We start from the raw sequence: 26,126 nt of genomic DNA on the forward strand, positions 1-26,126 counted from the left end.
ACGCAGACACGATTGTTACCCGAGTAACCGATCGCGCGGACCGATGTGTGACACACCGGACGTGGTCGAGCGCGCGGTCCGCAGGGGTTCAGGGCAGTTTCTGCCGCAGCTCCAGCAGGGGCTCCAGCAGGTCACCGTCCCGTTCGACGCGGTCACGGACGTCGTCCGGCCCGAACCGAAGCTCGGCGTCACCCTCGATCTCGTCCCAGGTCACCGGCGTGGAGACGTACGGCTCCTCCGCCGCTCGGAGAGAATAAGGCGCGACCGTGGTCTTGTGCCGGTTGTTCTGACTCCAGTCCACGAAGACCTTGCCGCGGCGGACCTTCTTGTCCATGCGGCTGACGACCAGGTCCCGGTGGTCCTTCTCCAGCCGTTGCGCGGCCTCCTTGGCGTACGCGGAGGTGCGCTCGTCGGAGGTCTCGGTGATCGGAACGTACAGGTGCAGGCCCTTGCGGCCGCTCGTCTTGGGGAAGGACCGCAGCCCGTCGTCGTCCAGCAGCTTCCGCAGCATGACGGAGACCTCGCGCGCGGCCTCCAGGCCGGCCGGCGGTCCGGGATCGAGGTCGAAGACCAGCAGGTCGGGCTCGTGTGCCCCGCCGCGCGGCCCGACGCGCCACTGGGGCACGTGCAGCTCCAGCGCGGCGAGGTTGGCCGACCACACCAGCGTGCGCAGGTCGTCGATGATGACGAAGTCGATGGAGTCACGGCTGCCGCCCGGAGTCGGCAGGTGGGCGGTGCGCACCCAGTCGGGCGTGTGCGGGGGAGCGTTCTTCTCGAAGAACGACTGCCCGTCGACGCCCTCGGGGTACCGCAGCCGGGTCGAGGGGCGTCCGGTGATGTGCGGGAGCATCACCGGGGCGATCCGCGCGTAGTAGTCGATGACCTCGCCCTTGGTGAAGCCGTGCTCGGGGTAGAGGACCTTGTCGAGGTTGGAGAGAGCGAGCCTGGTGCCCTCGACCTCGACCCTCGTCTTGGCGCTCACCCAGCCCCCCTCCCCGGCGAGGCGGCTTTCAATCCTCCAGGGACAGGCACTGCGTGGACCGGCCGGTCCTACGGCTCCCGGCGGACCTCCTCCGGGGGGATCTCGGGGCGCAGGCCGCGCCAGGAGGCGTGCAGCAGCATTCCGTCCTTCGTCCAGCGGGAGAAGGTCACCTCGCCGGTGAGCGAGGGGTCGACCCAGTAGGCGAAGCGCGCGTGCTCGCGCGGGACCTCGCCCGCGTACGGGCTGTCCGGGCGTTCCAGCGAGACCAGACGTTTGTGCAGGTCGTCCAGGTCGAGTTCGGAGAAGCCGGTGCCGACGTGGCCGACGAAGCGCAGCTCGCCGCCGTCGTCGTACACGCCGAGCAGCAGTGAGCCGACCCCGCCCTCGCGGCGTCCCTTGCCGGCCTTCCAGCCGCCGATGACGACGTCCTGGGTGCGGAAGTTCTTCACCTTGCGCCAGAAGTCGACCCGGCGGCCCGGCCGGTACGGGGAGTCCAGCCGTTTGGCGATGAGCCCTTCCAGGCCCTGCTCGGCGGTCCATTCCTGCAGCTCGCGGACCTGTTCGACCTCGGCGCCCGCCAGGTACGGCGGTGCCTCGACGGGCCCGGCGGCGAGTTCGAGGTCGTCGAGCAGCGCGCGCCGGTCGCGGTACGGCAGGTCGTACAGCGTGTGGCCGCTCAGGTAGGGCAGGTCGAAGGCGACGAAGTGCACCGGCACCCGGCGGATGAGCCGGGAGTCCGGGTGGTCCGCGTGCATGCGGTGCTGGAGGCGTTCGAAGCTGGGGCGTCCTTCGGAGTCGAAGGCGACGACCTCGCCGTCGATGACGGCGGACTGGTCGGGCAGGAGGTCGGCGAGGGCCTGGAGTTCGGGGTAGCGGCTGGTCGCGTCGATCCCGCGGCGGCCGACCGCGCGTACGCGTCCGCCGGCGACGTACACGATCGCGCGCACGCCGTCCCACTTGACCTCGAGGGCCCAGCGGGCGACGTCGTCCGGCAGGTCGCCGGTCGTGGCGAGCATCGGCTGGATGTTCTCGGGCATCGGGTCACCCATACGGCGTTTCTGCCCATCCCACTCGTGCCTGACGCCAGTCCGGCCGGACTGCGCCGTTCGGTGATTCCCCGTCCGCCGGATGGGTACTGGCCGTGACGGAGCGGCAACCGTATATTCGAACAAACTTCGCAATTCGGAAACTAGATCGACGGCGCGACGGGTAGGGGAACCTCATGCGCAGCATCTGGAAGGGCGCGATCTCCTTCGGGCTCGTCACGATTCCGGTGAAGCTGTACTCGGCCACCGAACAGCGCGACGTGGCCTTCCACCAGGTCCACCGCGAGGACGGCGGCCGGATCCGGTACAAGCGCGTCTGCACCAAGGACGGCGAGGAGGTCCCGTACTCCGACATCGCCAAGGGGTACGAGCTCCCGGATGGAGAGATCGTCGTCCTCACCGACGAGGACTTCGAGAACCTGCCGCTGTCCACCAGCCGCCGCATCGACGTGCTGCTGTTCGCGACCGAGGAGCAGGTCGACCCCATCTACTTCAGCAAGTCCTACTACCTGGAGCCCGAGGCGCAGGGCACCAAGCCGTACGTCCTGCTGCGCGACGCCCTGGAGAGCTCGGGCAAGGTGGCGGTCGTCAAGGTGGCGCTGCGCCAGCGCGAGTCGCTCGGCACTCTCCGCGTCCGCGACGGGGTGTTCGTCCTGGAGACGATGCTGTGGCCGGACGAGGTGCGCGCGCCCGAGTTCAAGTTCCTCGAGGAGGACGTCGATCTGCGTCCGCAGGAGCTGCAGATGGCGAGCTCGCTGATCGACTCGATGGAGGGCGAGTTCGACCCGAGCGAGTACAAGGACGCGTACCGCGAGGCCCTGCAGGAGGTCATCGAGGCCAAGGTCGAGGGCAAGGAGGTCGTCCCGCAGGAGGCCGAGGAGGAGGCGCCGGCCGCCTCCGACCTGCTCAGCGCGCTGCGGGCCAGCGTCGAGGCGGCGAAGAAGGGCCGTTCCGGGGCGCGGCAGGCCAAGGGCGACGGCAAGGCGGACGCGGACGGCAAGGCGAAGCGGAGCACCTCCGGCAAGACCGGGACGGGCGGCAAGTCCGGCAAGTCGAGCACAGGGAAGTCGAACGCGAGCAAGTCGAAGGCCAAGAGCGGCAGCGGCAGCCGCAAGTCGGCCTGACACCCGCCTGACCGGGAACGAGAGACAAGATCCTCGTCCGGGGGAATAGATCGCCACACGGGCCGGTTGTGACGCCCTGTAAGCTTTGTGTTTCGTGTTCAGGCGCGTTCCCGCGCCGTGGCCGGCTACGAGTCCGCGATCCCCCGATTATTGCGGAACGTCTCGAGGCGGGCCCTTTCTGAGAGGTTCGTTCTTGACATCAGCTTCATCGACCCTGCCCTCCTTCGCCGAACTCGGCCTCCCGGAGCGGCTGGTCTCCGCACTGGAGCGCCGCGGCATCACGACGCCGTTCCCGATCCAGGCGGCCTGCCTGCCCGACGCTCTCGCCGGGCGCGATGTGCTCGGCCGGGGCCAGACGGGTTCCGGCAAGACTCTCGCCTTCGGGCTTCCCCTTCTCACCCGGATCGCCGGTGGCGACACCGCGCCCAAGCGGCCCACCGCGCTGATCCTCGTCCCCACCCGTGAACTGGCCATGCAGGTCCAGGACTCCCTGGCCCCGCTCGGCCGCAGCCTCGGGCTGCACGCCAAGACCGTCGTCGGCGGCATGTCGATGACGCGCCAGATCCAGGCGCTCCGCCGCGGCGTCGACCTGCTCGTCGCCACGCCGGGCCGGCTCACCGACCTCATCGAGCGCGGCGCCTGCTCGCTCCAGGACGTCCGGATCACCGTCCTCGACGAGGCCGACCACATGTGCGACCTCGGCTTCATGCCGGCGGTGTCCGCGCTGCTCGACCAGATCCCGTCCGACGGCCAGCGGCTGCTGTTCTCGGCCACGCTCGACGGCGACGTCGACAAGCTGGTCCGCAAGTACCTCCACGACCCGGTGACCCACTCGGTCGCGCCGGCCGCCGCGCCGGTGGAGACCATGGACCACCACCTGTTCATCGTCGACCGCGCGCAGAAGCACGACGTCATCGCCGAGGTGGCCGGGCGCGAGGGCCGTACGATCATGTTCGTCCGGACCAAGCACGGCGTGGACGCGCTGACCAAGCGGCTGGCGCGGGTCGGCGTCCGGGCCGGCGCCCTGCACGGCGGCAAGACCCAGGCGGCCCGCACCCGCACCCTGGCGGAGTTCCGCGAGGGCAAGGTCGACGTGCTGATCGCCACCGACGTGGCCGCACGCGGCATCCACGTGGACGACGTCAGCCTGGTCGTGCACGTCGACCCGGCCGCCGACCACAAGGACTACCTGCACCGGGCGGGCCGCACCGCGCGGGCCGGCGAGCGCGGCACGGTCGCCACGCTGGTCGCCCACAACGAGGTCCGCAACACCGAGCGCATGATGCGGCGGGCGGGCGTCCGAGCCCAGCGGTCGAAGGTGACCACCGGGGACGCCACGCTGATCCGCGTCACCGGCGCGCAGGCGCCGAGCGGCATCCCGGTCGAGGTCGAGCCCGAGCAGCCGCGTCCGCAGCGCCGGGGCCACCGGCCGGGCGGCGGCCGCGACCGCCGTCCGGGCAGCCGGTACGGCGAGCGCCGTGAGGGCCGGTCCGGCGGTGGCCGGTACGGCGAGCGCCGCGACGGCGAGCGTCAGGGCGAGCGGCACGACGGCGCGCCCCGCGTGCGTCACGAGGGCCGCTCGGGCGGCCCGCGCCGCCCGCGCCGTGAGGCGACGCCGTCGGCGAGTCAGGGTCAGTAAGAATTGTCGTCGCAGGTCATAGCCTGGGCCGCCCACTTCCTGGTGGGCGGCCCTGACTATGCCCAAGATCGGGTCAAGGCGGGCGAGGGCACAGAATCGGCGCGCGTATTGTTTTCTTTCATATGAGCGCTCCGATTCCGGCCTGGCCTGGCGAACTCGTCTCGCTCGGTGACCTCGAGGTCTTCACCCGGACGGCGCCCGCGCACGACGCCGACGCTGAGCCGGCGGTCTTCGTGCACGGACTCGCGGGTTCGGCCTCCAACTGGACCGACCTGATGGGCCTGCTCTCCGACGAGCTGGCCTGCGAGGCGATCGATCTGCCCGGCTTCGGCTACTCACCCCCTCCGCGGGGCCGCGACTACTCCATCGACGCGCACACGCACGCCGTCGTGCGCCTGATCGAGAAGCGCGCCCGCGGCCCCGTGCACCTGTTCGGGAACTCCCTCGGCGGCGCGATCTCCACGCGTCTCGCCGGCACCCGTCCCGACCTGGTGAAGACCCTCACGCTGATCTCACCGGCGCTGCCCGACCTGCGGCCGCGCTACGGCCCGGCGCGGATCCTGGCCGCCACGATGCCGGGCTTCGGCCCGTGGGCGGTGCGCCGGTTCACCCTGCTGTCGGCCGAGCAGCGGGTGCAGGGCACGCTCGACATGTGCTTCGCCGACCCGACGGGCGTGCATCCCGACCGGCTGATGGAGCTCGTGGAGGACGTCCGGCGCCGCGACGGGCTCACGCACAACGCCGAGGCGCTCATCGCGTCCTCGCGAGGCATCGTCAACGCCTACGTGCGCCGCTCGCTGTGGCGGTACGCCGCGCGGGTGACCGCGCCGACGCTGCTCATCTACGGCCGCCACGACCGTCTCGTGGACCCGCGGATGGCGGCGCGCGCGGGCCGGGTCTTCAAGCGCGCCCGCGTCATCGTGCTGCCCGAGGTCGGGCACGTCGCGCAGATGGAACGCCCGGAGATCGTGGCCCGGGAGTTCCGCGCGATGCTCGACGACACCACGCGGTCCGAGGACACCACCTCCGCCGCGGGTTAGGCCCGGCCCCGTCTCAAAGCCGGACGGCGCCCGTCGCGCGGGCGCCGTCCGGTGTCGGAGCTCGGTCGTGGAGTCCGGCGCATCACTTCCGGAAGGTCTTCCGGATGTCCTTGCCCATGTCCTTGAGGTGCTCGCCGACCTGCTTGGCCCCGCCCTGGGCACGGTCGCCGCGCCCGCGCGCCTCCATGTCCCGGTCGCGGGTCATCCGGCCGGTCTCCTGCTTGGTGTGGCCCTTGGCCATCTGCAGCTTGTTCTTGACCTTGTCTATGAGACTCATCTCTGGCATCTCCTCGCTGAAGGCCGTACGGCTGCGATGTGCCCGCTATTTAGCGAACTATGCCGATCAAGGCCGTCGGCGGTGGTGAGACCTGCCGAGGCCGCGCATCGGGAATGACAGGCCGTATGGGAGAGTTGTCGCCTGGATAGGACACTGATGGTGCACACCAGTGTCCGTTCGGACAATCCCGAGCACGCACAGGAGACACCGTGTCGTTGCCACCCCTGGTCGAGCCCGCGGACGAGCTCACCGTCGATGAGGTCCGGCGCTACTCGCGCCACCTGATCATCCCGGACGTCGGGATGGCCGGGCAGAAGCGCCTGAAGAACGCCAAGGTGCTGTGCGTCGGTGCCGGAGGCCTCGGCTCGCCCGCGCTGTTGTACCTCGCCGCCGCCGGCGTGGGCACCCTCGGCGTCATCGACTTCGACGTCGTCGACGAGTCGAACCTGCAGCGCCAGGTCATCCACGGGCAGTCCGACGTGGGCCGTCCCAAGGCCGAGTCGGCCGCGGCGTCCATCAAGGAGATCAACCCGCTCGTCAAGGTGATCGTCCACAACGAGCCGCTGTCCAACGACAACGTCAAGGACATCTTCTCCGGCTACGACCTGATCGTGGACGGCACCGACAACTTCGCCACGCGTTACATGGTCAACGACGCCGCGGTGCTGCTCGGCAAGCCGTACGTCTGGGGCTCGATCTACCGCTTCGACGGCCAGGCGTCGGTCTTCTGGGCCGAGCACGGCCCGTGCTACCGCTGCCTGTACCCCGAGCCGCCGCCGCCGGGCATGGTGCCCTCCTGCGCCGAGGGCGGCGTGCTGGGCGTGCTGTGCGCCTCGATCGGCTCCATCCAGGTCAACGAGGCGATCAAGGTCCTCACCGGCATCGGCGAGCCGCTCGTCGGCCGCCTGATGATCTACGACGCACTGGAGATGACCTACCGCAGCGTCAAGGTCCGCAAGGACCCCGAGTGCCCGCTCTGCGGCAAGAACCCCACGATCACCGAGCTGCTCGATGACTACGAGGCGTTCTGCGGCGCGATCTCCGACGAGGCGGCCGACGCCGCCAAGGACTCCACGATCACGGCCCCCGAGCTCAAGGCCATGCTCGAGAAGGACGACATCTTCCTCGTCGACGTGCGCGAGCCGAACGAGTACGAGATCGTCAACATCCCGGGCGCGACGCTGATCCCCAAGGGCGAGTTCCTGTCCGGCGCGGCGCTGGAGCGCCTCCCGCACGACAAGAAGGTCGTCCTGCACTGCAAGTCGGGCGCGCGCAGCGCCGAGGCCCTGGCGATCGTCAAGAACGCCGGGTTCTCCGACGCGGTCCACCTCGGCGGCGGCGTGCTGGCCTGGGTGAACCAGATCGACCCGTCCCTGCCGTCCTACTGACGCACGTTCCGGCCGCGCCGGCACGTGGAGCGCATCCACGTCCCGGCGCGGCCGTTCCGTGCTCGGACGGCGGTGCGCGTCTCGGCACGGGATGGCAAACACTCCGTCATGAGACGGCGCGCGGTCTTTCGCTCCCGTTCCGCGTGGTGACCCGGATCAGGCCGGGGCGGCGGGGGCTCGGGGCGCACGAAAGGTGACGTGACCGGCCGAACCGGGGCGACTCCGGGGACCGGGGACGCCAGGGTGGCCAAGTAACCTAAGCGAATATGGCGCAAAGCTCCGGGCCCGGCTGGCCCGTCCCCGGCTCGGGTTCGTCCGGGCCGTGGCACGGGCCTCACGCGGAGTTCCCGGAGCCGCCTCCGGAACCCACGCCGTGGCACGCGCGGCGCACGCTGTGGCTCGTCGTGGCGATCGTCACCGCGGTCGGCTACCTGGCCGTGGGCGCCCTCGCCACCGGGCGCGTGTACTGGGAGTTCCACCGCAAACCGACCGCCGGCGAGATGTACCAGGCGGCCACCGAAGAGGTGCGCGACCGCTGGCGCACCTGGCCGGCCGAACGCATCTTCCCCGACACCGTCCCGTACACCTCCGAACAGGGCGGCGTGGAGCAGGCCCGGCGCGTCGGCATCGCGTCCGGCATCGGGTGTGACGACGGCGTCGACGCCCGGCCCGCCGCGGTCCTGAACCGCTACGGCTGCCGCGCGCTGCTGCGAGCGACGTACGTCGACCAGCTCCAGGGCATCGTCCTCACCGTCGGCGTCGCGGCCCTGACCGACGAGCGCGCGGCGCTGGCAGCCAAGGACGCCCTGACGCCGCCCGACCCCACCGACCCCGGCGACACCCTCCACGCGCTGCCCTTCCCCAGGACCATCGCCTCCCGGTTCGACGACGCGGCCCGGCAGTACGCCGCGGCGGGCCAGGCCGGGCCGTACGTCGTGCTCACCGTCGCCGGGCAGACCGACGGGCGGCCGGGCGCGGCCGTGCGCAAGAAGCACACCACCGCCTTCCTGCTCGTCCCCGAGGTCGGCGGCAACATCGTCGACGCCCTCGCGCAGCGCGCCCAGCCCGACTGCTCGCAGAAACGCGAGTGGAAGTGCTGAGAGGCCGCCCGCGGACCCGCGCGGCAGGGCGGCGGGTGCCCGGGAAGGCTCCGCGGCGGCTGACCGCGCTCGTCCTGGCTCTGGCGGCGGCCGGTCCGGCGCTCTGCGGCCCCGCCACGGCGCACGCGGACGACATCCGCGACCGTGAACAGTGGGTGCTCGACGCCGTCTCGGCCGGGAAGGCCTGGAAGATCACCAGGGGCAAGGGCGTGACCGTCGCCGTGCTCGACAGCGGCGTGGACGGATCGCATCCCGACCTGGCCGGGTCGGTCACCATCGGTCCCGACCTGATCCACTCCGTCGCGCCGAAGCCCGGCCGGCTGCACGGCACCTGGATGTCCTCGCTGATCGCCGCGCACGGGCACGGCTCCGGCGACGGGATCATCGGGATCGCGCCCGAGTCCCGCGTCCTGTCCGTGCGCACGATCGCCGACCCCGACGAGCCCGGCTACAAGACCTTCCGCGACCGGCCCGAATACCGAAGTTCGCTGGCCAAGGCGATCCGCTATGCGGCCGACCACGGAGCCGACGTGATCAACATGTCGCTCGGCGGCCCGGACGCGTCGGAGCCGGAGCGGTCCGCGGTGGCGTACGCGATCGCGAAGGGCGTCGTCGTGGTCGCCTCGGCGGGCAACGACGGCGACTCCAAGAGCCCCAAGAAAGTGGACCGCAACGGGATCGTCCGGCTGTCCTACCCGGCGGCGTTCCCCGGCGTCATCGGCGTCGCCGCGGTCAACCGTCACGGCACGCCGGCCAAGTTCTCCGACCGCAACGCGAGCGTGCTCGTCGCGGCGCCCGGCGAGGAAGTGGTCGGCGCGGGACCGGACGACGGCTACTGGGTCGGCGAGGGCACCAGCCAGGCCGGCGCCATCGTCTCCGGCGTGGCGGCCTTGGTCCGGGCGAAGTACCCCGACATGGCGCCCGCCCTCGTGGCCCAGGCGATCAGCACGAGCGCGCGCCACCGCCCGGCGGGCGGCTGGGACGAGCTGGTCGGCTTCGGCGAGGTGGACGCGGCCGCGGCCCTGACCGCGGCGTCGAAGCTGAGGGGCTACCAGGACGTCACGGCCGGCCGCCCCGGACGGTTCGACGACGGCCCGGTGAACCCGGTGCAGGTCGAGCGTCACCCGCCCGGGCTGATCTTCCTGGGCGGCTGGATCGGGGTCGCGGCCCTGTTCGGCCTCGCCGGCGCGCTGATCACGACGACACTGCTGATCCTGCGGATCCGGGGCCGCGGGAACACCGACGCGGAGGCCTGACAGGGTGAGTCAGCGAACGTCCCATGAGCCGACGGAGTTCGCCGAGCGGGTGCTCGACCTGGTCGAGCGGATCCCACCCGGCCGCGTCATGGCCTACGGCGACATCGCCGAGTATCTGGGCGAGGGCGGCCCCCGCCAGGTCGGCCGCGTGATGGCACTGTGGGGCGGCGCGGTGCCGTGGTGGCGGGTGATCCGCAGCGACGGCTCACTGCCCCCGAGCCACGCCCGCGAGGCCCGCCCCCGCTACGTGGCCGAGGGCACCCCGCTGCGCGGCGACCGCGTCGACATCCGCCGCGCCCGCTGGGACGGCGTCTGAGGCCCTACACGACCGTGTTGCCGTACATCTCGCCGAGTGGGTCGGCGAGCAGCTCCAGCCGTGCTCCGTCGGGGTCGCGCAGGTAGATCGAGGTTCCGCTCTCCGTCTGGTACGGCACGCCGGCCGCGTCGAGCTTGCCCCGCAGGCGTTCCCAGGTCCGTGGGTCGACCGAGATGGCGACGTGGTGCAGGCCGCCGAGGACCTCCGCGTACGGGCCGAGGTCCAGGCCGGGGAAGTCGAAGAAGGCCAGCAGGTTGCCGTTGCCGATGTCGAAGAAGAAGTGGTTCGAGCCCTGGTAGTCGCGGTTCTCGACGATCTCGGTGAGCGGGAACTCCAGGACGTCCTGGTAGAAGCGGATGGTCCGCTCGACGTCGGAGGACAGCAGCGCCGCGTGGTGCAGGCCGCGCGCCGAGCTGGCCGGCCGCTCGGCGCGCAGGTGCTCCTGTCGCAGCCGGGCCCGCTCCGCCTCGATGGCGTCCTGATCGATCATGCTGTTCCTCACCTTCGAGCAGATAGTTGAAAAATAAATCATTACCCCCGTCCAGGGCAAGTACCTGGGCGATCATCGCGCGGAACGATGAAGAATCAATCGCAACATTCGTGACATGCGTGCGTCTTGGCCAGCGCAGTCCCGATGATCTGCTGGAATCGAATGTTGTGTCAGCAGCCTCCTACCGACTCGTGCGACGCGCCGGACCGGCGCAGGCGCCCCCGCCCGTGCTCGACGAGCACCAGCGGCGGGTGGTCGGGCATGCCGGCGGGCCGCTGCTCGTGCTGGCCGGGCCCGGCACCGGCAAGACCACCACGATCGTGGAGACCGTGGTCGACCGCATCGAGACCCGCGGCGTGGACCCCGAACGGATCCTGGTCCTGACCTTCGGCCGCAAGGCCGCCGGCGAGGTGCGCGAGCGCATCACCGCCCGGCTGCGCCGCACCACGCGCACGCCGCTGGCGCTGACCTTCCACTCCTACGCGTACGCCCTGCTGAACCGCGAGGCCGTCCTCGCCGACGAGGCGCCGCCGCGGCTGCTGTCCGGGCCCGAGCACCTGCTGGAGGTCCGCCGCCTGCTCCAGGGCGAGGTCGCCGACGGCGCCCGCGCCTGGCCGCGGCGGCTGCACGAGACGCTGAAGACCCGCGGGTTCGCCGAGGAGCTGCGCGACTTCATCCTGCGCGCCGGCGAGCGCGGCCTCGGCCCCGAGGAGCTGGTCAGGCTCGGGCGCGCCAGGGGCCGCGACGACTGGTACGCCGCGGGCCGGTTCCTGCACCGCTACGACGAGCGTTTCGACGTCGACCCGGTCATGGCCTACGACTACGCCGAGCTGGTGCGCGCCGCCGCCGGGCTGCTGACCCTGGAGGACGTGCGCCGGCGCGAGCGTGAGGCGTACGACGTCGTCCTCGTCGACGAGTACCAGGACACCGACCCGGCCCAGGAGCACCTCCTGCGGCAGCTCGCCGGGGGCGGCGCCGAGCTCATCGTCGTCGGCGACCCCGACCAGTCCATCTACGGCTTCCGCGGCGCCGACGTGACCGGCATCCTGGAGTTCCCGCAGCGGTTCCGCACCCTCACCGGCGAGGAGGCGCCCGTCGTCTCGCTGCGCGCCTGCCGCCGGATGAGCCCGCCGATCCTCGAGGCGTCCCGCCGGATCGCCGGGCGGCTGCCGATCGGCGCCCTGACCAGCGAGCACCGCGACCTGCGCCCCGCCGGAGAGCAGCACGAGGACGACCCGCAGGCGGTACGCGTGGTGGTCGCCGACAGCGCCAGCCAGGAGGCCGCGCTCGTGGCCGACGAGCTCCGCCGCGCGCATCTCCTGGAGAACGTGCCGTGGTCGCGGATGGCCGTGCTGGTCCGCTCGGCCGTACGCCAGGTGCCGCCGCTGCGCCGCGCGCTGGCCGCCGCGGGCGTCCCGGTGATCGTCGCCGGTGACGAGGTGCCGCTGGTCAACGAGCCGGGGGCCCGCCCGTTCATCGTGCTGCTGCGCGGCGCGCTCCGGCCCGAGACGCTCGACGAGGAGGCGGCCGAGGAGCTGGTCCTGGGGCCGCTCGGCGGCGCCGACGCCCTCGGCCTGCGGCGGCTCCGGCGCGCCCTGCGCGACCTCGCCTCGCTGCGCGAGGGCGAGCCCGGCGACCGGCTGCTCGTACGCGCGCTGAACGACCCGCGCGAGCTGGTCCTCATCCATCCGAAGGTGCGCGCGCCCGCCGAACGCGTCGCACGGCTGATCCGGCTCGCCCGTGAGGTCGCCGGCCACGGCGGTGACGCCGAGTCGGTGCTGTGGACGGTCTGGCAGGAGAGCGGCCTCGCCGACCGGCTCATGGAGCAGAGCGTGGGCGGCGGGTCGCGCGGCGCCGCGGCCGACCGCGATCTCGACGCCGTGGTCGCGATGTTCGACATGGCCGCGCGGTTCACCGACCGGCTGCCGCACGCCGGGCCCGAACTGTTCCTCGACGACCTGGCCTCGCAGGAGATCCCCGGCGACAGCCTGGCCGAGCGGTCGCCCGACGGCGAGGCGGTGCGCATCCTCACCGCGCACCGCTCCAAGGGCCTCGAATGGGACGTCGTCATCGTCTCGGGCGTGCAGGAGGGCGTCTGGCCGGACCTGCGGCTGCGCGGGTCGCTGCTGGGCAGCGAGGAGCTGATCGAGTCCGCGACCGCGGCGCCGGCGGACGACGAGGTACGCGCGGCGTCCCTGGCGGCCAAGCTCATGGAGGAGGAACGCCGGCTCTTCTACGTCGCGGTGACCCGCGCCCGGCACCGGCTCATCGTCACCGCGGTCGGCGGCGAGGACACCGAAGAACGTCCCTCGCGCTTCCTGCGCGAACTCCTGCCGGACGCCGCCGAGCACGCCCAGCTCGACGAGCGCACCCGGTGGCTGTCGCTGCGCGCGCTGGTCGCCGACCTGCGCTCGGCGGTGACCGACCCCGGCACCGACCCCCAGCTGCGGCGCTCCGCCGCCGGGCACCTGGCCCGGCTGGCCCGCGCCGGCGTCCAGGGCGCCGATCCGCGCAGCTGGTACGCCCTGACCGGCCTGTCGCACGACGGGCCCGCCTTCGCCGATGACGAGCAGCTCGTCCTGTCGCCCTCGCAGGTGGAGACGTTCGAGAAGTGCGGGCTGCGCTGGCTGCTGGCGGCCTGCGTCGGCGCGGAGGACGGCGGCGCGGGGGAGTACGCCACGATGGGCAAGGTGATCCACGCCGTCGCCGAGCTGGTCGGCACCGACGAGGGCGCGACGGACACCGACATCGCCAAGCGTCTCGACGAGATCTGGGACGACCTGGACTTCCGCAGCGTCTGGTACTCCGACAAGCAGCGCGACCAGGCCGAGAAGATGGTGAACAAGTTCCTGGCCTGGCACAACCGCCCCGAGGCCCGCGACGTCGTCTCCGTCGAGGAGTCGTTCGCCCTCGACCTGGGCCGGGTCGTGGTCCGCGGGCGCGTCGACCGGGCCGAGCGTGACGACCAGGGCCGCGCCTGGATCGTCGACATCAAGACCTCCAGCTCCCACGTACGCGACGAGGACCTCGCCCGGCACCCGCAGCTCGGGGTCTACCAGCTCGCCGTGATGCTCGGCGCGTTCGCCGACAAGGGGCTCGTCGAGCCCGGGGGCGCCGAGCTGATCCAGGTCGGCAAGGGCGCCTACACCGCGCGGGTCCGCGTCCAGACGCAGGGCCCGCCGTCGGCGGACGAGGACCCCCAGTGGCCGCGCAAGCTGGTCGACCGGGTCGCCGAGGGCATGGCCAACCCGGTGTTCGAGGCCAAGCGCGACGACCACTGCCGTACGTGCCCCGTCCAGAGCTCCTGCCCCGCCCACGAGAACGGCGGACACGTCACGTGATCTCTCCACAGGAGCTGGCGCAGCGGCTGGGCGTGCCCGAGCCGACGCCCGACCAGGCGGCGGTGATCCAGGCGCCGCTCGCGCCGATGGCGGTGATCGCCGGGGCCGGGTCGGGCAAGAGCGAGACGATGGCCGCGCGCGTCGTCTGGCTCGTGGCCAACGGGCTGGTCCGGCCCGAACGCGTCCTCGGCCTCACCTTCACCCGCAAGGCCGCCGCCGAGCTGTCCGACCGCGTACGCCGCCGGCTCGGCCAGCTGCGCGAGCACGACGACCTCATCGACCCGGCGATCCTCGACGGCGAGCCGACCGTCTCGACGTACCACGCGTACGCCGGGCGGCTGTTCGGCGACCACGCGCTGCGGGCGGCGCTCGAGCCCACCATGCGGCTCATCACGCCCGCGGTGGCCTGGCAGATCGCCGCCCGGGTCGTCGACGCCTACGACGGGCCCATGGACCGCGTCGAGTGGGCGCCCGACACCGTCACCAAGGCGGTCATCGCGCTGGCCGGCGAGATGTCGGAGCACCTGCGCACGCCCGGCGAGGTCCGTGAGGTCGGCGCGTGGCTGCGCGAGCGTCTCGCCGAGGTCAAGAAGCCGACCAAGACGCACCAGGGCAGGATCATGGACGCCCAGGCGCTGCGCGAGCAGCTCCTGCCGCTCGTCGAGGCGTACCAGCGGGCCAAGGCCAAGCGCGAGGTGCTCGACCACGGCGACCAGCTCGCCCTCGCCGCGCGGATCGCCCACGACCACCGCGAGGTCGGGGTGATCGAACGCTCCCGCTACGGCGTGGTGCTGCTCGACGAGTACCAGGACACCAGCCACGCGCAGCTCGTCCTGCTGAAGTCGATCTTCGGCGGCGGTCACCCGGTGACGGCCGTCGGCGATCCCTGCCAGTCGATCTACGGCTGGCGCGGCGCCAGCGCGGGCAACCTCCTCGGCTTCGTCCGTGACTTCCCCGAGGGCGACCGCCCCGCCCCGATGCGGCAACTGTCCACCAGCTTCCGCAACGGCGAGCGCATCCTCGACGCCGCCGCCCGCATCCAGACGGAGCTGCGCGAGGAGGCCAAGGACGTGCCGCGCCTGTGGCCGGGCGCGGCCCAGCAGGCGCGCGGCCGCATCGAGTGCGCGCTGCTCGACACCGTCGAGGATGAGGCCGAACGGCTGGCCGAGCGCCTGGCCGCGCTGCTGCGGCAGCCGTACGAGATCGCCCCGGACGGCGCGGTCTGGGACCACGTCACGCGACACGGCGCCGGCCTGCAGCCGTCCGACATCGCGGTCCTGGCCCGCAAGCGCTCGCAGTTCCCCCTGATCAGGACGGCGCTGGAGGGACGCGGAATACCGGTCGAGGTGGTCGGCCTCGGCGGTCTGCTCACCGTGCCCGAGGTGCAGGACGTCGTCGCCACGCTCAAGGTCGTGCACGACCCGTCCGCCGGCGCGTCATTGGCGCGGCTGCTCACCGGGCCGCGCTGGCGCCTCGGCCCGCGCGACCTCGTCGCGCTCGGCCGCCGTGCCCGCGAGCTGGCGCGTGAGGCCGCCCGCGACGTCGACCCCGAGGCCGGCGCCCTGCCGGAGCGGGAGACCGCCGACCCGCTGCGGCAGGTGGTCGAGGAGCTGAACGACGAGCACGGCAGCCTCGTCGACGCCCTCGACGACCTCGGCCCGGCCGAGGCGTACAGCGGCGAGGGCCACGCGCGGCTGGAGCGGCTGCGCGACGAGCTGCGGGTGCTGCGCCGCCACGTCGGCCTGGCACTGCCCGACCTGGTCACCGAGGTCGAGCGCACCCTCGGGCTCGACATCGAGGTCGCCGCGCGTACGGGACTGGACCCGGTGACCGCCCGCGCCGACCTCGACGCGTTCGTCGACGCCGCGGCGTCCTTCGCGGGTGACGCGGAGGATCCCACCCTGGGAGCGTTCCTCGCCTATCTCAGCGCCGCGGAGTCGGAGGAGTTCGGGCTGGAGGCCGGGCGGGTCGGCGAGACCAACAGCGTGAAGCTCCTGACCGTGCACGCCGCCAAGGGCCTCGAATGGGAGGTCGTCGCCATCCCCGGCCTGGCGGTCAACCCGACCAAGGACGGCGCCCCCGGCAAGGGCTCGATCTTCCCCTCCACGCCGCAGAGCTCCTCGCGCTGGACCACGAACGCCCGCGCGCTGCCGTACCCCCTGCGCGGCGACCGGATCGACCTGCCCGCGCTGCCCGGCCTGAACAAGGGCGACATCGAGGCCTTCAACGCCGCCACCGCCGAACGCGACGTACGTGAGGAGCGACGCCTGGCCTACGTCGCGGTCACCCGCGCCAAGCACCTGCTGATCGCGACGGGTTACCGCTGGGGCACCGGGAGCCGGTCGCTCCAGCCCTCGCCGTTCCTGGAGGAGATCCGCGAGGCGTGCGAGGCCGGCGCGGGCCAGGTCGGCTACTGGGCCGACGAGCCGATCGGCGAGGAGAACCCCCTCTTCGCCGAGCAGGAGACCGCCACCTGGCCGGTCGCCCCGGCGAACTCCTGGCAGGACGAGCCGCAGGGGCCGCCCGCCGACGAGCGTCACGCCGCGATCGCCGAGGGCGCCCGCATGGTCGAGGACGCCATGCGCGGCCGCACCCGCCCCTCCGCCTACGCGCCCCTCCGCGACCCCGACCGGCGGCGGGTCTCGGCGTGGGCGCGCGACGTCGAGCTGCTCCTCGCCGAGCGCGACCGCGCCCGCGGCAGCGACGGCCTGGCCGTCGACCTGCCCGCGCACCTGTCGGTCTCGTCACTGGTCACGCTGGCCCGCGACCCGGCCGCGCTGGCCCGCCAGATCCGCCGTCCGCTGCCACGTCCGCCCGCCCCGTACGCCCGGCGCGGCACCGCCTTCCACCGCTGGCTCGAGTCGCGCTGGGGCCAGCAGCGGCTGCTCGACCTCGACGACCTGCCCGGCGCCTCCGACGAGGGCGCCGCGGCCGACGGGCAGCTGGAGGCGCTTCAGCGGGCGTTCGAGGCGAGCGCCTGGGCCGACCGCGAGCCGTACGACATCGAGGTGCCGTTCGAGACGCTGATCGGCGACCGGCTGATCCGCGGCCGGATGGACGCGGTGTTCCGGGTGAAGGGCGGCGGTTACGAGGTGGTCGACTGGAAGACCGGCCGCCCACCGTCCGGCGAGGAGGCGCGCGTCGCCGGCGTCCAGCTCGCGGCGTACCGCCTGGCCTGGGCACGGCTCGCCGGGGTCGACGTCGAGCGGGTGAGCGCCGCGTTCCACTACGTCGCCGCGAACGCGACCGTCCGCCCCGCCGACCTGCTGGACGAGCAGGGCCTCACCGAGCTGCTGGGCCGCATCCCCTCGGCCTGACACCCCAGGCTCTCTAACATCGGCGTCATGCCGATATCCGCAGGATGTCTGACATGCGATGACAATGCGCGCCTGGGATCGCTGCCGTCCCGAGACCACATCGCGGCCGATCGGTACTGGCGGGCGGCGCACGCGTTCGGCACGGGCATGCCCGGCTGGCTGGTCGTGGTACCCCTGCGGCACGTGACCGCCATCGCCGAGCTGACCGACGCCGAGGCGGCCGTGCTGGGCCAGTGGCAGGTGCGGTTGTCCCGCGCCCTGCACTCGGTGACCGGCTGCGCCAAGACCTACGTCGCCCAGTTCGCCGAGTCCGAGGGCTTCAGCCATGTCCACTTCCACGTCATCCCGCGCATGAGCGACCTTCCGCCGGAACGGCGCGGGCCCGGCGTGTTCGGCATGCTCGGAAGGTCTGAGGACGAGGGCCTCGGCCATGCCCGCCGCGACGAGATGGCCGACCGGATCCGGGAGCACCTGGAGCCGCCCCCATGGTGATCCCCGGCCCTCTAGTGGTCAGCAGGTCGCGAAGCGGTGGGCGGGGTCGCCCAGCGGGGTGACGTCGCGGTCGCGGAGGACGACCGACAGCCGGCCGGCATGGTCGCGGCAGGCCGCGGGCAGGTCGCGTGGGCGGTACTCGATGTCGAAGACGCGGCCCGGGTACGCCGACGCGTAGCGGTCGCACTCGTCGTAACGGCCGCACTCCTCGGTGACGGCGAAGTCGAAGCCGATGCCGGCGTGCCGGGGCAGCAGTTCGGCGGTGTTCTTCTGCCCGATGGCCAGGCCGTCGGCGTGGGCGCGGCGGGCCAGGAGGGCGGCGAACGCGGCGTTGTCCTCCGAGGTCAGCCGGCCGCCGGACCGCTCGTAGGAGTCGAGGTTGTCCGGCTCCACCGCCTGGAAGCCCCGGCGCGCGCACCCGTCGATCCAGGAGCCCACGACCGTGGCGAGCGCGGCTCGCCGGGCGGGCGTCGAGACGTCCAGGAGCGCCTCGTTCCAGTCCTGGTCGATGACCGGCGCGCCGCCGGGCTCGCGCAGCAGGAGGTCCGGGTGGGCCCGCCGCCACCAGGCCAGCTCGTCCGGCTGGGCCTGGAAGGCGTTCACGTAGCAGATGGTGTACCGGCCGGCGAGCGGCGCCGCGGACCGGTCGCGGGAGACGACCCGCACCCCGGACGCGGGCGGATACGGACCGCCGATCTGGTAGTCGAACCCCGCGGCGGCGGGTGGCGGCGTGAACCGCGGAGACGGCCGTGCGCCGCCGCTCCCCGGCGAGGAACCCCGGCCGAGGACGACGGCGAGCACGACGGCGACGACCACCGCCGCACCGGTCACCAGTGCGACCCGGCGCGTGCGACTCTGAAAGACGGCCACCTCGCGCAAGCTACCGGAAGCCGCGGCCAGGGGCCTGTCTCGAAGCCCCGCTGTCCTACTGCGCGGCGCCCAGACGACGCCTCGCCGCGTTGTCGCCCCCACCCCACGAAACCGTGCCGAACGGCTCCGCCGCCCGGCACGCTTCCGCGGGGACCCCGGCAAGAGTCGCCAGCCAACACCAGGCTGACTCCCTCCTCCGCCTTGCGACGCGCCGCCTGGACACCGCTCGCTACGGACGGGGACCTCGAGACAGGCCCTAATCGGGCCCGACGTAGTGGACCGAGGGCTTCGGGTGCATCAGAAAGTCGTGGTGGGAGATGTTCCAGGCGTACGCCCCGGCCATCGCGAAGGCCACCACGTCGCCGACCGCGATGCGCTCCACGGTCACGTCGCGGGCCAGGACGTCCTTGGGCGTGCACAGCTGGCCCACGAGGGTCACGGGGCCGCCCACGCCGTCGCCGCTGCCTGCCGGCAGCACGGTGAACGGCTGGTCGTGCCCCTTGGCCGCCGGCGTGCGCAGGTGATGGGTGCCGCCGCGCAGCACGGCGTACGACGTGCCGTGGGTGCGCTTGACGTCCAGCACGTCCGTGACGTACCAGCCGCAGTAGGCCGTGACCGCCCGGCCCGGTTCGACGCGCAGGACCTCGCCGGGCCGCCGCAGCGCGGCCAGCCCCGCCCCGTACGCCGCCCAGTCGAACCGGCGGGCGGGGTCCCGGTAGTCGACGGCCATGCCCCCGCCGAGATTGATCTCGGCGGGACCCTCCAGCCACGACCTTGCCCAGCCGAGCACGTGGGCCGCCACCTCCAGCAGCGGCTCGGCCTCCAGACCGGACGCCAGATGGGCGTGCATGCCGCGCAGCCGCAGCCAGGGCGCCTCGGCCAGCAGGTCCAGGCAGCGCCCGAGCGCCTCGGCGTCCATGCCGAACGGCCCGCTCATCCGCAGCGACGCCCCGGCCGCCGCGATGGGCAGGTTGACCCGCAGCAGCACGTCCGCCTCGCGGCGCAGCGCGGCGAGGCGCCGCAGCTCCAGCGGCGACTCGACGTGGATCCGGTGCACGGGCGCGGGTTCGGCGAACGCCGCGGCCAGCTCCTCCTCGGTCTTGCCCGGCCCGCCGAACGCCAGGCGGGCCCCTGGCAGCGCCGCGCGCACGTGGGCCAGTTCGCCGCCCGAGGAAACCTCGACCCCGTCGACGTGCGGCGCGAGCGCCGCGAGGATCCGCGCGTCGGGGTTGGCCTTGGCCGCGTAGTACAGCTCCGCGGGGACCGCCTCGCGGATCGCCGCGGCGTGCGCGCCCAGGCCGGCGAGGTCGTAGACGTAGGCGGGCGGCGCGGCCGACAGGGCCCGTTCCCGTACGGCGCCGGGGAGCATCACGGGCTCACGGCGAGGTCGGCGAGCGGGTTGGGCACGGCGACATAGGGCGCGGCGCGGTCGGGGTCACGGGCCCAGCGCGTGCGCAGGTTGGCCTTGGCGGGCAGCGGCACGCCCGCGAGCAGGGCGCGCAGCCGCGCCGCGCCGCCGGGCACGGCCGGCGCCTCCTCGGCGCACCGGGCGACGTGGTGGCGGGCCAGCCGCCACAGCTCGCGCTCCAGCGCCGGGCACAGGTCCGCGACGGCCGCGGCGACCTCGGCGAGGTGGTTGACGAACAGGCAGTACACCACGCGGTCCCAGCCGCGCTCGGGGTCGTAGGTCATGGCGCGCGCCACCGGGCCGGGCAGCTCGTCGAGGAAGGACGCCCACGGCTCGCGCAGCAGCTTGGTGCCCTCCAGGTCGCGAAAGATCGCCTGGGCGGGCATGCCGTCGCCGTCCACGGCGACCAGGACGTTCTGCAGGTGGGGTTCGAGGACGACGCCGTGGTCGAGGTAGGCGCGCAGCACCGGCGGGGCGACGTGGCGGACGTAGGCGTCCCACCAGGCCAGCAGGTGCTCGGGGGAGGAGCCGGTGAGCAGCCGGGCGACGGCCGCGCCGCTGCGGGCGTACGGGTCGGCGATGGCGGCGGCGAGCAGCGGCGTGCCCGCGAAGCCGCGGACGCCCTCGCGGACGATGACGCCGAGCCCCTCGTGCAGCCGCGGGTCGCCGACCGAGACCGTGCGGTATCCGGGCTCGCCGAGCAGCCCGGCCGGCAGCCCGTCGAAGACCGGCCGCAGCGCGCGGGTCAGCGCGACCGCGCCGGGCAGCTCGTACCAGGCGTTCTTGCGCACGCAGTTGGTGATGCGCACGTCGAGGCTGAACTTCAGGAACGCGTCGGGCACGTAGACCGTGCGCACCGAGGAGGTCGGCGCGGCCTCCGGCCCGTACGGGCCCAGGTCGATGATCGCGTCCGAGGCGGGCGCGAGCAGCGCGAGCTGCCAGGGATGCGCGGGCAGCGCGCGGTAGCCGGCGCGCACCGGCGGGCCGAGCCGGTCCAGCAGGGTGACGTCGCCCTCCTCGGCGATCGCGTCCTCGCGCACCGCGAGCCAGTGCAGCGGGAAGCGGCGGCCGGTCTCGGGGGCGTAGGACGGCCAGTCCGCGCCCTGCCGGGCCTTGGGCGAGGGGTGGAACCGGTGCCCGGCGATCAGGGCCTGCTCCGAGTCGAGGTACGGGTCGGGCTCCGGCGGCCGCCCTTCGCCGATCATGGTCTGGACGGCGTCGTGGCTCGCCGTGACCTGCTCGGTGAACTCCGGATTGGCCTCTCCGGTCGTCAGTTCCAGCTCGCCGGCGACCAGTTCGGCGAGCCGCTGCCAGCCGAGCGGCACCCAGCCGTCGCGCAGTTCCTCGACCGGCGCGGCGAGGCGCGGGGTCATCACCTGCGGCCGCAGCAGCCGTGCCCGCAGCATCGCGCCGACGCGGGGGAGCCGCACGACGAGGTACGGGTGGGCCGGCCAGATCTGGCGTTCCGGCGCGCACAGCTCGCGTACCGCGCAGTTGAGCAGGGCGAGCGCGGTGATCTCACCGGCGTCGGCGCGCGGGGACGGCGGGGCGGGCACCGGCCGGAGGGGGACGGCGTGGGCGAGCGACGTCAAGACGCGGACCTCTTCGGATAGTTCGTCAGGTAATTCGGCCCGGACGGGCCGTAGTGCTTGTTGATGTCCTCGGCGCCGGTACGGTCCTTGCCGACGAGCGTGCCGGCGGTGACCATGGCCTTGCCGGGCAGCCGGTCGGCGTCGAGAGTCCGGGCGCGCAGGAAACCGGTGGGGTCGTGCGCGGTGAGCGCCGCGTCGAGACGGTCGCGGATCAGCTCCAGGCCCGTGGCGAGGGGCAGCAGGCCGCGTTCGGCGAGGCCGAACGCGAGCGCGCCCGCGCACAGGTGCACGGTGATCGTGACGAAGACCTTGGCCAGGGCCTCCGGATCGGTGGTCGGCAGCCGGGGGTCGGCGAACTCCCCGGGCTCCGGCGCCCGGCCGAGCGCGTCGCCGAGCCGCCGCAGGTCGATGAGCGCCCCGTCGTTGTCCTTGATCATCAGCCGCATCGGCGGGCCGGGGACGATCGAGACGTTCTGCTGGTGCGCCTCCAGCGCGATGCCGTACCGCGTCAGCAGCGGGACGTTCCAGCGGAACAGCGCGTGGAGGTAGTCGCCGAAGAAGGCGGCCACGTCCCCGGCCAGTTCCTCGATGACGTAGGGGCCCTCCGGCGTGCGGGCGAGCAGGGCCGCGACCGGCACGCCGTCGGCCGGCATGCGCCGCAGCAGGTAACCGCGGAGCGGGTCGTCGGCGTGCCCGTAGGTCTGTTCGTCGGCCAGGAGGACGGGCGCGTTCTCGCGCTCGGCGACGGCGCGGAGCACGCGTTCGACCAGGGCGCCGTCGGAGAGCGTGCCCGGCATGATCACCCGGCGGTTGCGCAGGCCGAGCGTGCTCGTCGGCAGCGGCAGCTTGAGCTGCTCGCGCGGCCCGACGGCCACCGTCCGCATGGACAGCGTGGGCCGTACGGTCACCGCGGGGCCGGGCACGGTCGGCAGCAGCCGGGCCGTGAGCGGGTGCACGGGGAACACGTCGGTGCCGTCCGGCAGGCCGAGGTCGGCGGCCGCGGGCCACCAGTCCGGGCGCACGCCACGGCAGGTGGACCCCGGCACGGCGGTCCAGCAGAGCCGGAACGACGGGCCGAACTCCGGCGCGTAGGCGAGCAGGTCGCGCTCCTCCAGGCCGAGGCGGCACCGCGCGGTCGGGTAGACCGGGTGGTCGAGGGCGGCCGCGAGCGCCTCGTAGCGGGTCACGCCGCCGGGGCGCGGCCGTACCGCGTCGTACAGGCGGAGCGCGCGCAGCGCCTCACGGCACTCGCGTTCGAAGGCGGCGACGTCGTCGCGGGGGTCGGCGAGCGCGCGGGTGGCCGCGATCACCTCGTCGAGGGTGAGCGCGTCGTCGTCGACCACGCGCTCGGCCAGGAAGCCGGGGTGGCGGCCCGTGCCGGCCCGCTCGCGCGTCAGCGCGACGGCGCGCCCGCCCGGCAGCGTCAGCCGCCCGTCCGCGACGTGCCGCGACATCCGGCCGTAGTCCTCGCGCAGGAGCGCGTCGAGCACGCGGGCGGCGAGGTAGACCTCACGTTCGCGGGAGCGTACGGGCGTGGCGGTCTCGCCGGTCAAGGGACGATCTCCCAGGCGTGCCGCTCGCGGAACGCGCGGATCGCCGCGTCGACCGCGGCGGCGTCCGGGCCGAGCGCGCGGATCATGCCGAGGTAGTCGCGGTTGGTGCGGGTCGGCTCGATCAGGTCCCCGAGGGCGCGGACCGGCCAGTAGGCGAGCCGCACGCCGCCGTCCTCGTGTTCCTGGCGCTCCGGCGCGGAGACCAGCGTGCCGGGCCGGTCCGCGATCACGGAGTCGACCGCGGCGTGCCCGCCGGCGGCCGGTACGGGCGGCACCGGCTCGCCCAGGTGGGCGCGCAGTACCCATTCGAAGATCGGCACGCCGAGCAGGTCGCCGAGCAGGAAGTCGCAGTGGTCGCCGATGATCCGGTAGTTCACCTCGACGACGCGGGCGCGGCCCTCGTGCACGACGTACTCGGTGTGGCAGGCGCCGAGGCCGACGCCCAGTGTGCGCAGCGCGGCCAGCACCTCGCCGGCGCAGGGCGGCGTCGTCCAGTCGAGGCGCTCCTCGACGAAGTGCGGCGGGGGCGAGACCGTCGTGCGGAACCCGCCGAGGACCCGGCCGTTCAGCGTCTCCAGGGTGTGCAGCGTGCCGGGGAGGTACTCCTCGGCGAGGAGCGCCTCGGGCCGCCGGGCCCAGATCTCCGCGCACCGGGCCTTCAGCTCGTCCGCGTCGCCCACGAGGAAGACGTCCTCGCTGGCCACGCCCTCGCGAGGCTTGACCACGAGCGGGTAGGGCGCGTCGCCGGGCGGCCCCTCCCCGGGCCACAGCTCGACGGCGTACACCCCGCCGAGGGCGCGCCGCGTGAGCGCCTTGTTCTTGGCGCGCAGCGTGGCGCGCCAGTCCTTGGCCGGCAGGCCGAAGAACTCCGCGGCCAGCGCCGCCGGCGTCTGCAGGTGGTCGCTGTTGGAGAAGATCGCCGCGGGCTCGCCGCTGCGGGCGACGGCGGCGACGATCGAACGGAAGTCGGTGACGTCGCAGCGCAGGGTCTCCACCGGCCACTCGCGGTCGGTCAGCAGGGTGACGTCCAGGCCCAGCGCGGCGGCGGCCGGGAGGAACCCGTGGGTCACCGAGTCGGTCTGCTTGCCGGCCACGATGTAGAGCCGCACGGGTCCCCCGGGTTCGTGATATGGAGTGAGGTAAGGCTTACCTAAGCTCAGGGTGACCATAGTGGCGCGCGCCCACGGCGGTACGCAACAACGGAGGCCGCGCGTGTCTCGGATAACCTGCCAGGCGATGAGCGCTGACAAACCGACCGTGCTGCAGACCGACGACGTCCGGTTCGTACGGGACCGCCGGGCCCTGCTCGACGAGGTCTCCCTGACCGTGCGAGAGGGGGAGCACTGGGCCCTCCTCGGCGCCAACGGCGCCGGCAAGTCCACGCTGCTCAGCCTGCTCGGCGCGTACCAGCATCCGACGAGCGGGTCGGTCGACGTGCTCGGCCGGCGGCTCGGCCGGGTGGACGTACGCGAGTTGCGCGCCCACATCGGGCACGTCAACCCGCACCACCCGCTGCGGTCCGCCCGCACGGTGCACGAGATCGTGCTCACCGGGATGACCGGCAGCATCGAGCTGGTCCCGCACTGGAAGCCCGAGCCGGAGGACCTCGACCGCGCCGAGGAGCTGATCGAGCTGCTCGGGCTCGACTCCCACCGCGACGCCCGCTGGCCGACGCTGTCGCACGGCGAGCGCGGCCGGGCGCTGATCGCCCGCGCGCTCATGCCGCGCCCCCGGCTGCTCCTGCTCGACGAGCCGGCCACCGGGCTCGACGTCGCGGCCCGCGAATGGCTGCTCAGCTCGATCGACCAGCTCCGCCGCGCCCAGCCGTCGCTGACCACCGTGCTGGTCACCCATCACCTGGAGGAGCTGCCGGCCAGCACCACCCACGCGATCCTGCTCCGGCAGGGCCGGGTGCTCGCCTCCGGCGCCGCCGACGACGTGCTGACCACCGGGCTGATCAGCGCCTGCTTCGACCATCCGATCACCATCGAGCGGACCGGCGGGCGCTGGACCGCCCGCGCCTCCTGATGGACCTGCTGCGGCGCTGGCCGGGCCCGGAGGCGCTCGGCGCCGAGCTGCTGCGGCGCTACGCGGAGCCGCACCGCCGCTACCACACCACCGAGCACCTCGCCGAGGTGCTCGACCACGTCGACGAACTGGCCGGCGAGGCCGCCGACGCCGACACGGTGCGCCTGGCGGCCTGGTTCCACGACGCGGTGTACGACCCGATGCGCGGCGACAACGAGGAGCGCAGCGCCGTACTGGCCGAGCGGATGCTCGCCGACACCGACCTGCCCGCCGCGACGGTCGCCGAGGTCGCCCGTCTCGTCCGGCTCACCGCGACCCACGACCCGGCGGAGGGCGACCGCGACGGCGCGGTGCTGTGCGACGCCGACCTGGCCGTCCTCGCCGCGCCGCCGGACCGCTACGCGGCGTACGCCGCCGCCGTCCGCGAGGAGTACGCCGCGGTGCCGGACGAGGCGTTCCGCGCCGGCCGCGCGGAGATCCTGCGCGCCCTGCTCGCCCTGCCCGCGCTGTACCGCACCGCGCCCGCGCGCGAGCGCTGGGACGCCGCCGCACGGCACAACGTCGAGACCGAGCTCATGCTCCTGGGGAGTACTTCCGGCGGCGCAACCCCGCCCGGATGAGCCGGGCCACCAGCTCCTGCGACCCGATCGGCTCCGCGCCCAGCCGCAGCGCCGGTTCGTACAGGTCGGCGGGCACGTCGTAGTGGTCGCGCTCGAAGGCGCGGGGTGGCATCCCGAGCCGCGCGGCGAACTCGTGCAGTTCGGCGAACGACGTGTCGCTGACCATGTGGGACCACAACCGCCCGCGGGCGGGCCACAGGGGGCGGTCGATGAAGACGGTCACGGCATTAGAGTGCCAGAAGACGTC

22 protein-coding genes are annotated in these 26,126 nt (G+C 73.4%); 12 read left to right on the top strand and 10 right to left on the bottom strand.

The features are described 5' to 3' along the window. Positions 1-88: 88 nt before the first annotated feature. Together ligD (ACQEV1_RS13260) and ligD (ACQEV1_RS13265) are read right to left on the bottom strand one after the other, a co-directional pair. Positions 89-982, bottom strand: coding sequence for a non-homologous end-joining DNA ligase (gene ligD / locus ACQEV1_RS13260; RefSeq protein ID WP_433394019.1), 894 nt, complete (start codon positions 980-982; stop codon positions 89-91). Positions 983-1,050: 68 nt separating this feature from the next. Further along, positions 1,051-2,019, bottom strand: a complete 969-nt coding sequence (gene ligD, locus ACQEV1_RS13265; RefSeq protein WP_285618418.1) for a non-homologous end-joining DNA ligase — start codon at positions 2,017-2,019, stop codon at positions 1,051-1,053. A 185-nt stretch (positions 2,020-2,204) separates the two neighbouring features. On the opposite strand from ligD (ACQEV1_RS13265), the gene ACQEV1_RS13270 reads away from it, so the two are divergent. The 3 genes from ACQEV1_RS13270 to ACQEV1_RS13280 all read left to right on the top strand — a co-directional run bounded on the left by ACQEV1_RS13270 (position 2,205) and on the right by ACQEV1_RS13280 (position 5,831). Further along, a complete protein-coding gene (locus tag ACQEV1_RS13270) occupies positions 2,205-3,152 on the top strand; it encodes a Ku protein (RefSeq protein WP_285618417.1) in 948 nt (315 codons plus the stop codon). Positions 3,153-3,345: 193 nt separating this feature from the next. Further along, entirely contained in the window at positions 3,346-4,791 is a 1,446-nt protein-coding gene (locus ACQEV1_RS13275; RefSeq protein ID WP_285618415.1) for a DEAD/DEAH box helicase, read from the top strand. Between the two features lie 122 nt (positions 4,792-4,913). Next, the gene (locus ACQEV1_RS13280; protein WP_285618413.1) at positions 4,914-5,831 is read left to right on the top strand and encodes an alpha/beta fold hydrolase; all 918 of its coding nucleotides are present in this window, start codon (positions 4,914-4,916) and stop codon (positions 5,829-5,831) included. A gap of 82 nt (positions 5,832-5,913) precedes the next feature. Here ACQEV1_RS13280 and ACQEV1_RS13285 read toward each other — a convergent pair whose 3' ends face one another. Beyond that, a complete protein-coding gene (locus ACQEV1_RS13285) occupies positions 5,914-6,108 on the bottom strand; it encodes a CsbD family protein (RefSeq protein ID WP_285618412.1) in 195 nt (64 codons plus the stop codon). A 209-nt stretch (positions 6,109-6,317) separates the two neighbouring features. Here ACQEV1_RS13285 and moeZ point away from each other — a divergent pair, with 209 nt between their 5' ends. The 4 genes from moeZ to ACQEV1_RS13305 all read left to right on the top strand — a co-directional run bounded on the left by moeZ (position 6,318) and on the right by ACQEV1_RS13305 (position 10,168). After that, a complete protein-coding gene (gene moeZ / locus ACQEV1_RS13290; RefSeq protein WP_285570573.1) occupies positions 6,318-7,496 on the top strand; it encodes an adenylyltransferase/sulfurtransferase MoeZ in 1,179 nt (392 codons plus the stop codon). Between the two features lie 266 nt (positions 7,497-7,762). After that, positions 7,763-8,596 carry a hypothetical protein gene (locus tag ACQEV1_RS13295; protein WP_285618410.1) on the top strand — a complete coding sequence of 278 codons (834 nt, stop codon included), beginning with the start codon at positions 7,763-7,765 and terminating at the stop codon, positions 8,594-8,596. Continuing rightward, positions 8,584-9,852, top strand: a complete 1,269-nt coding sequence (locus tag ACQEV1_RS13300; protein WP_433394024.1) for a S8 family serine peptidase — start codon at positions 8,584-8,586, stop codon at positions 9,850-9,852. Before ACQEV1_RS13295 ends, ACQEV1_RS13300 begins: the two co-directional genes overlap by 13 nt. A gap of 4 nt (positions 9,853-9,856) precedes the next feature. Further along, entirely contained in the window at positions 9,857-10,168 is a 312-nt protein-coding gene (locus tag ACQEV1_RS13305) for an MGMT family protein (protein ID WP_285618408.1), read from the top strand. 4 nt (positions 10,169-10,172) lie between these two features. On the opposite strand, the gene ACQEV1_RS13310 is transcribed toward ACQEV1_RS13305, so the two are convergent. Further along, positions 10,173-10,658 carry a VOC family protein gene (locus ACQEV1_RS13310; protein WP_433394026.1) on the bottom strand — a complete coding sequence of 162 codons (486 nt, stop codon included), beginning with the start codon at positions 10,656-10,658 and terminating at the stop codon, positions 10,173-10,175. 191 nt (positions 10,659-10,849) lie between these two features. Here ACQEV1_RS13310 and ACQEV1_RS13315 point away from each other — a divergent pair, with 191 nt between their 5' ends. From ACQEV1_RS13315 to ACQEV1_RS13325, 3 genes are read left to right on the top strand one after another with little or no spacing between them, the layout of a single operon-like run. Beyond that, positions 10,850-13,999, top strand: coding sequence for an ATP-dependent helicase (locus ACQEV1_RS13315; RefSeq protein WP_433394028.1), 3,150 nt, complete (start codon positions 10,850-10,852; stop codon positions 13,997-13,999). After that, positions 13,996-17,316 carry an ATP-dependent helicase gene (locus ACQEV1_RS13320; protein WP_433394030.1) on the top strand — a complete coding sequence of 1,107 codons (3,321 nt, stop codon included), beginning with the start codon at positions 13,996-13,998 and terminating at the stop codon, positions 17,314-17,316. The genes ACQEV1_RS13315 and ACQEV1_RS13320 overlap by 4 nt, the downstream gene beginning before the upstream one ends. A 27-nt stretch (positions 17,317-17,343) precedes the next feature. Then, complete coding sequence (locus ACQEV1_RS13325) at positions 17,344-17,808, top strand: HIT family protein (RefSeq protein WP_433394032.1); 465 nt, start codon at positions 17,344-17,346, stop codon at positions 17,806-17,808. Positions 17,809-17,826: 18 nt separating this feature from the next. Here the strand turns inward: ACQEV1_RS13325 and ACQEV1_RS13330 are convergent, their stop codons facing one another. The 5 genes from ACQEV1_RS13330 to ACQEV1_RS13350 form a co-directional block, all read right to left on the bottom strand. Next, a complete protein-coding gene (locus ACQEV1_RS13330) occupies positions 17,827-18,678 on the bottom strand; it encodes an endo alpha-1,4 polygalactosaminidase (RefSeq protein WP_433394034.1) in 852 nt (283 codons plus the stop codon). Positions 18,679-18,934: 256 nt separating this feature from the next. Next, positions 18,935-20,047, bottom strand: a complete 1,113-nt coding sequence (locus tag ACQEV1_RS13335) for an alanine racemase (protein ID WP_433405887.1) — start codon at positions 20,045-20,047, stop codon at positions 18,935-18,937. Then, entirely contained in the window at positions 20,047-21,678 is a 1,632-nt protein-coding gene (locus ACQEV1_RS13340; protein WP_433394036.1) for an IucA/IucC family protein, read from the bottom strand. Before ACQEV1_RS13340 ends, ACQEV1_RS13335 begins: the two co-directional genes overlap by 1 nt. Then, complete coding sequence (locus ACQEV1_RS13345) at positions 21,675-23,231, bottom strand: IucA/IucC family protein (RefSeq protein ID WP_433394038.1); 1,557 nt, start codon at positions 23,229-23,231, stop codon at positions 21,675-21,677. Before ACQEV1_RS13345 ends, ACQEV1_RS13340 begins: the two co-directional genes overlap by 4 nt. Then, on the bottom strand, positions 23,228-24,340 hold the full coding sequence (locus ACQEV1_RS13350) for an ATP-grasp domain-containing protein (protein ID WP_433394040.1): 1,113 nt from the start codon (positions 24,338-24,340) through the stop codon (positions 23,228-23,230). The genes ACQEV1_RS13345 and ACQEV1_RS13350 overlap by 4 nt, the downstream gene beginning before the upstream one ends. A 127-nt stretch (positions 24,341-24,467) precedes the next feature. On the opposite strand from ACQEV1_RS13350, the gene ACQEV1_RS13355 reads away from it, so the two are divergent. Further along, complete coding sequence (locus ACQEV1_RS13355; protein WP_433394042.1) at positions 24,468-25,259, top strand: ABC transporter ATP-binding protein; 792 nt, start codon at positions 24,468-24,470, stop codon at positions 25,257-25,259. After that, positions 25,259-25,879 carry an HD domain-containing protein gene (locus tag ACQEV1_RS13360; protein ID WP_433394044.1) on the top strand — a complete coding sequence of 207 codons (621 nt, stop codon included), beginning with the start codon at positions 25,259-25,261 and terminating at the stop codon, positions 25,877-25,879. Before ACQEV1_RS13355 ends, ACQEV1_RS13360 begins: the two co-directional genes overlap by 1 nt. On the opposite strand, the gene ACQEV1_RS13365 is transcribed toward ACQEV1_RS13360, so the two are convergent. Then, the gene (locus ACQEV1_RS13365) at positions 25,833-26,102 is read right to left on the bottom strand and encodes a DUF4031 domain-containing protein (protein WP_285570531.1); all 270 of its coding nucleotides are present in this window, start codon (positions 26,100-26,102) and stop codon (positions 25,833-25,835) included. The two genes, ACQEV1_RS13360 and ACQEV1_RS13365, sit on opposite strands and share 47 nt — an antisense overlap. Positions 26,103-26,126: the final 24 nt, after the last annotated feature.

This window comes from Actinoallomurus sp. CA-142502 (assembly GCF_050936355.1).
GTDB classification, from domain to species: Bacteria; Actinomycetota; Actinomycetes; order Streptosporangiales; family Streptosporangiaceae; genus Actinoallomurus; species Actinoallomurus iriomotensis.

Coding starts and splice junctions, on each gene's coding strand:
- ACQEV1_RS13285 (WP_285618412.1), bottom strand. CDS start 6,108: ATGAGTCTCATAGACAAGGTCAAGAACAAGCTGCAGATGGCCAAGGGC.
- ACQEV1_RS13270 (WP_285618417.1), top strand. CDS start 2,205: ATGCGCAGCATCTGGAAGGGCGCGATCTCCTTCGGGCTCGTCACGATT.
- ACQEV1_RS13310 (WP_433394026.1), bottom strand. CDS start 10,658: ATGATCGATCAGGACGCCATCGAGGCGGAGCGGGCCCGGCTGCGACAG.
- ACQEV1_RS13295 (WP_285618410.1), top strand. CDS start 7,763: ATGGCGCAAAGCTCCGGGCCCGGCTGGCCCGTCCCCGGCTCGGGTTCG.
- ligD (WP_285618418.1), bottom strand. CDS start 2,019: ATGCCCGAGAACATCCAGCCGATGCTCGCCACGACCGGCGACCTGCCG.
- ACQEV1_RS13325 (WP_433394032.1), top strand. CDS start 17,344: ATGCCGATATCCGCAGGATGTCTGACATGCGATGACAATGCGCGCCTG.
- ACQEV1_RS13280 (WP_285618413.1), top strand. CDS start 4,914: ATGAGCGCTCCGATTCCGGCCTGGCCTGGCGAACTCGTCTCGCTCGGT.
- ACQEV1_RS13360 (WP_433394044.1), top strand. CDS start 25,259: ATGGACCTGCTGCGGCGCTGGCCGGGCCCGGAGGCGCTCGGCGCCGAG.
- ACQEV1_RS13355 (WP_433394042.1), top strand. CDS start 24,468: ATGAGCGCTGACAAACCGACCGTGCTGCAGACCGACGACGTCCGGTTC.
- ACQEV1_RS13335 (WP_433405887.1), bottom strand. CDS start 20,047: ATGCTCCCCGGCGCCGTACGGGAACGGGCCCTGTCGGCCGCGCCGCCC.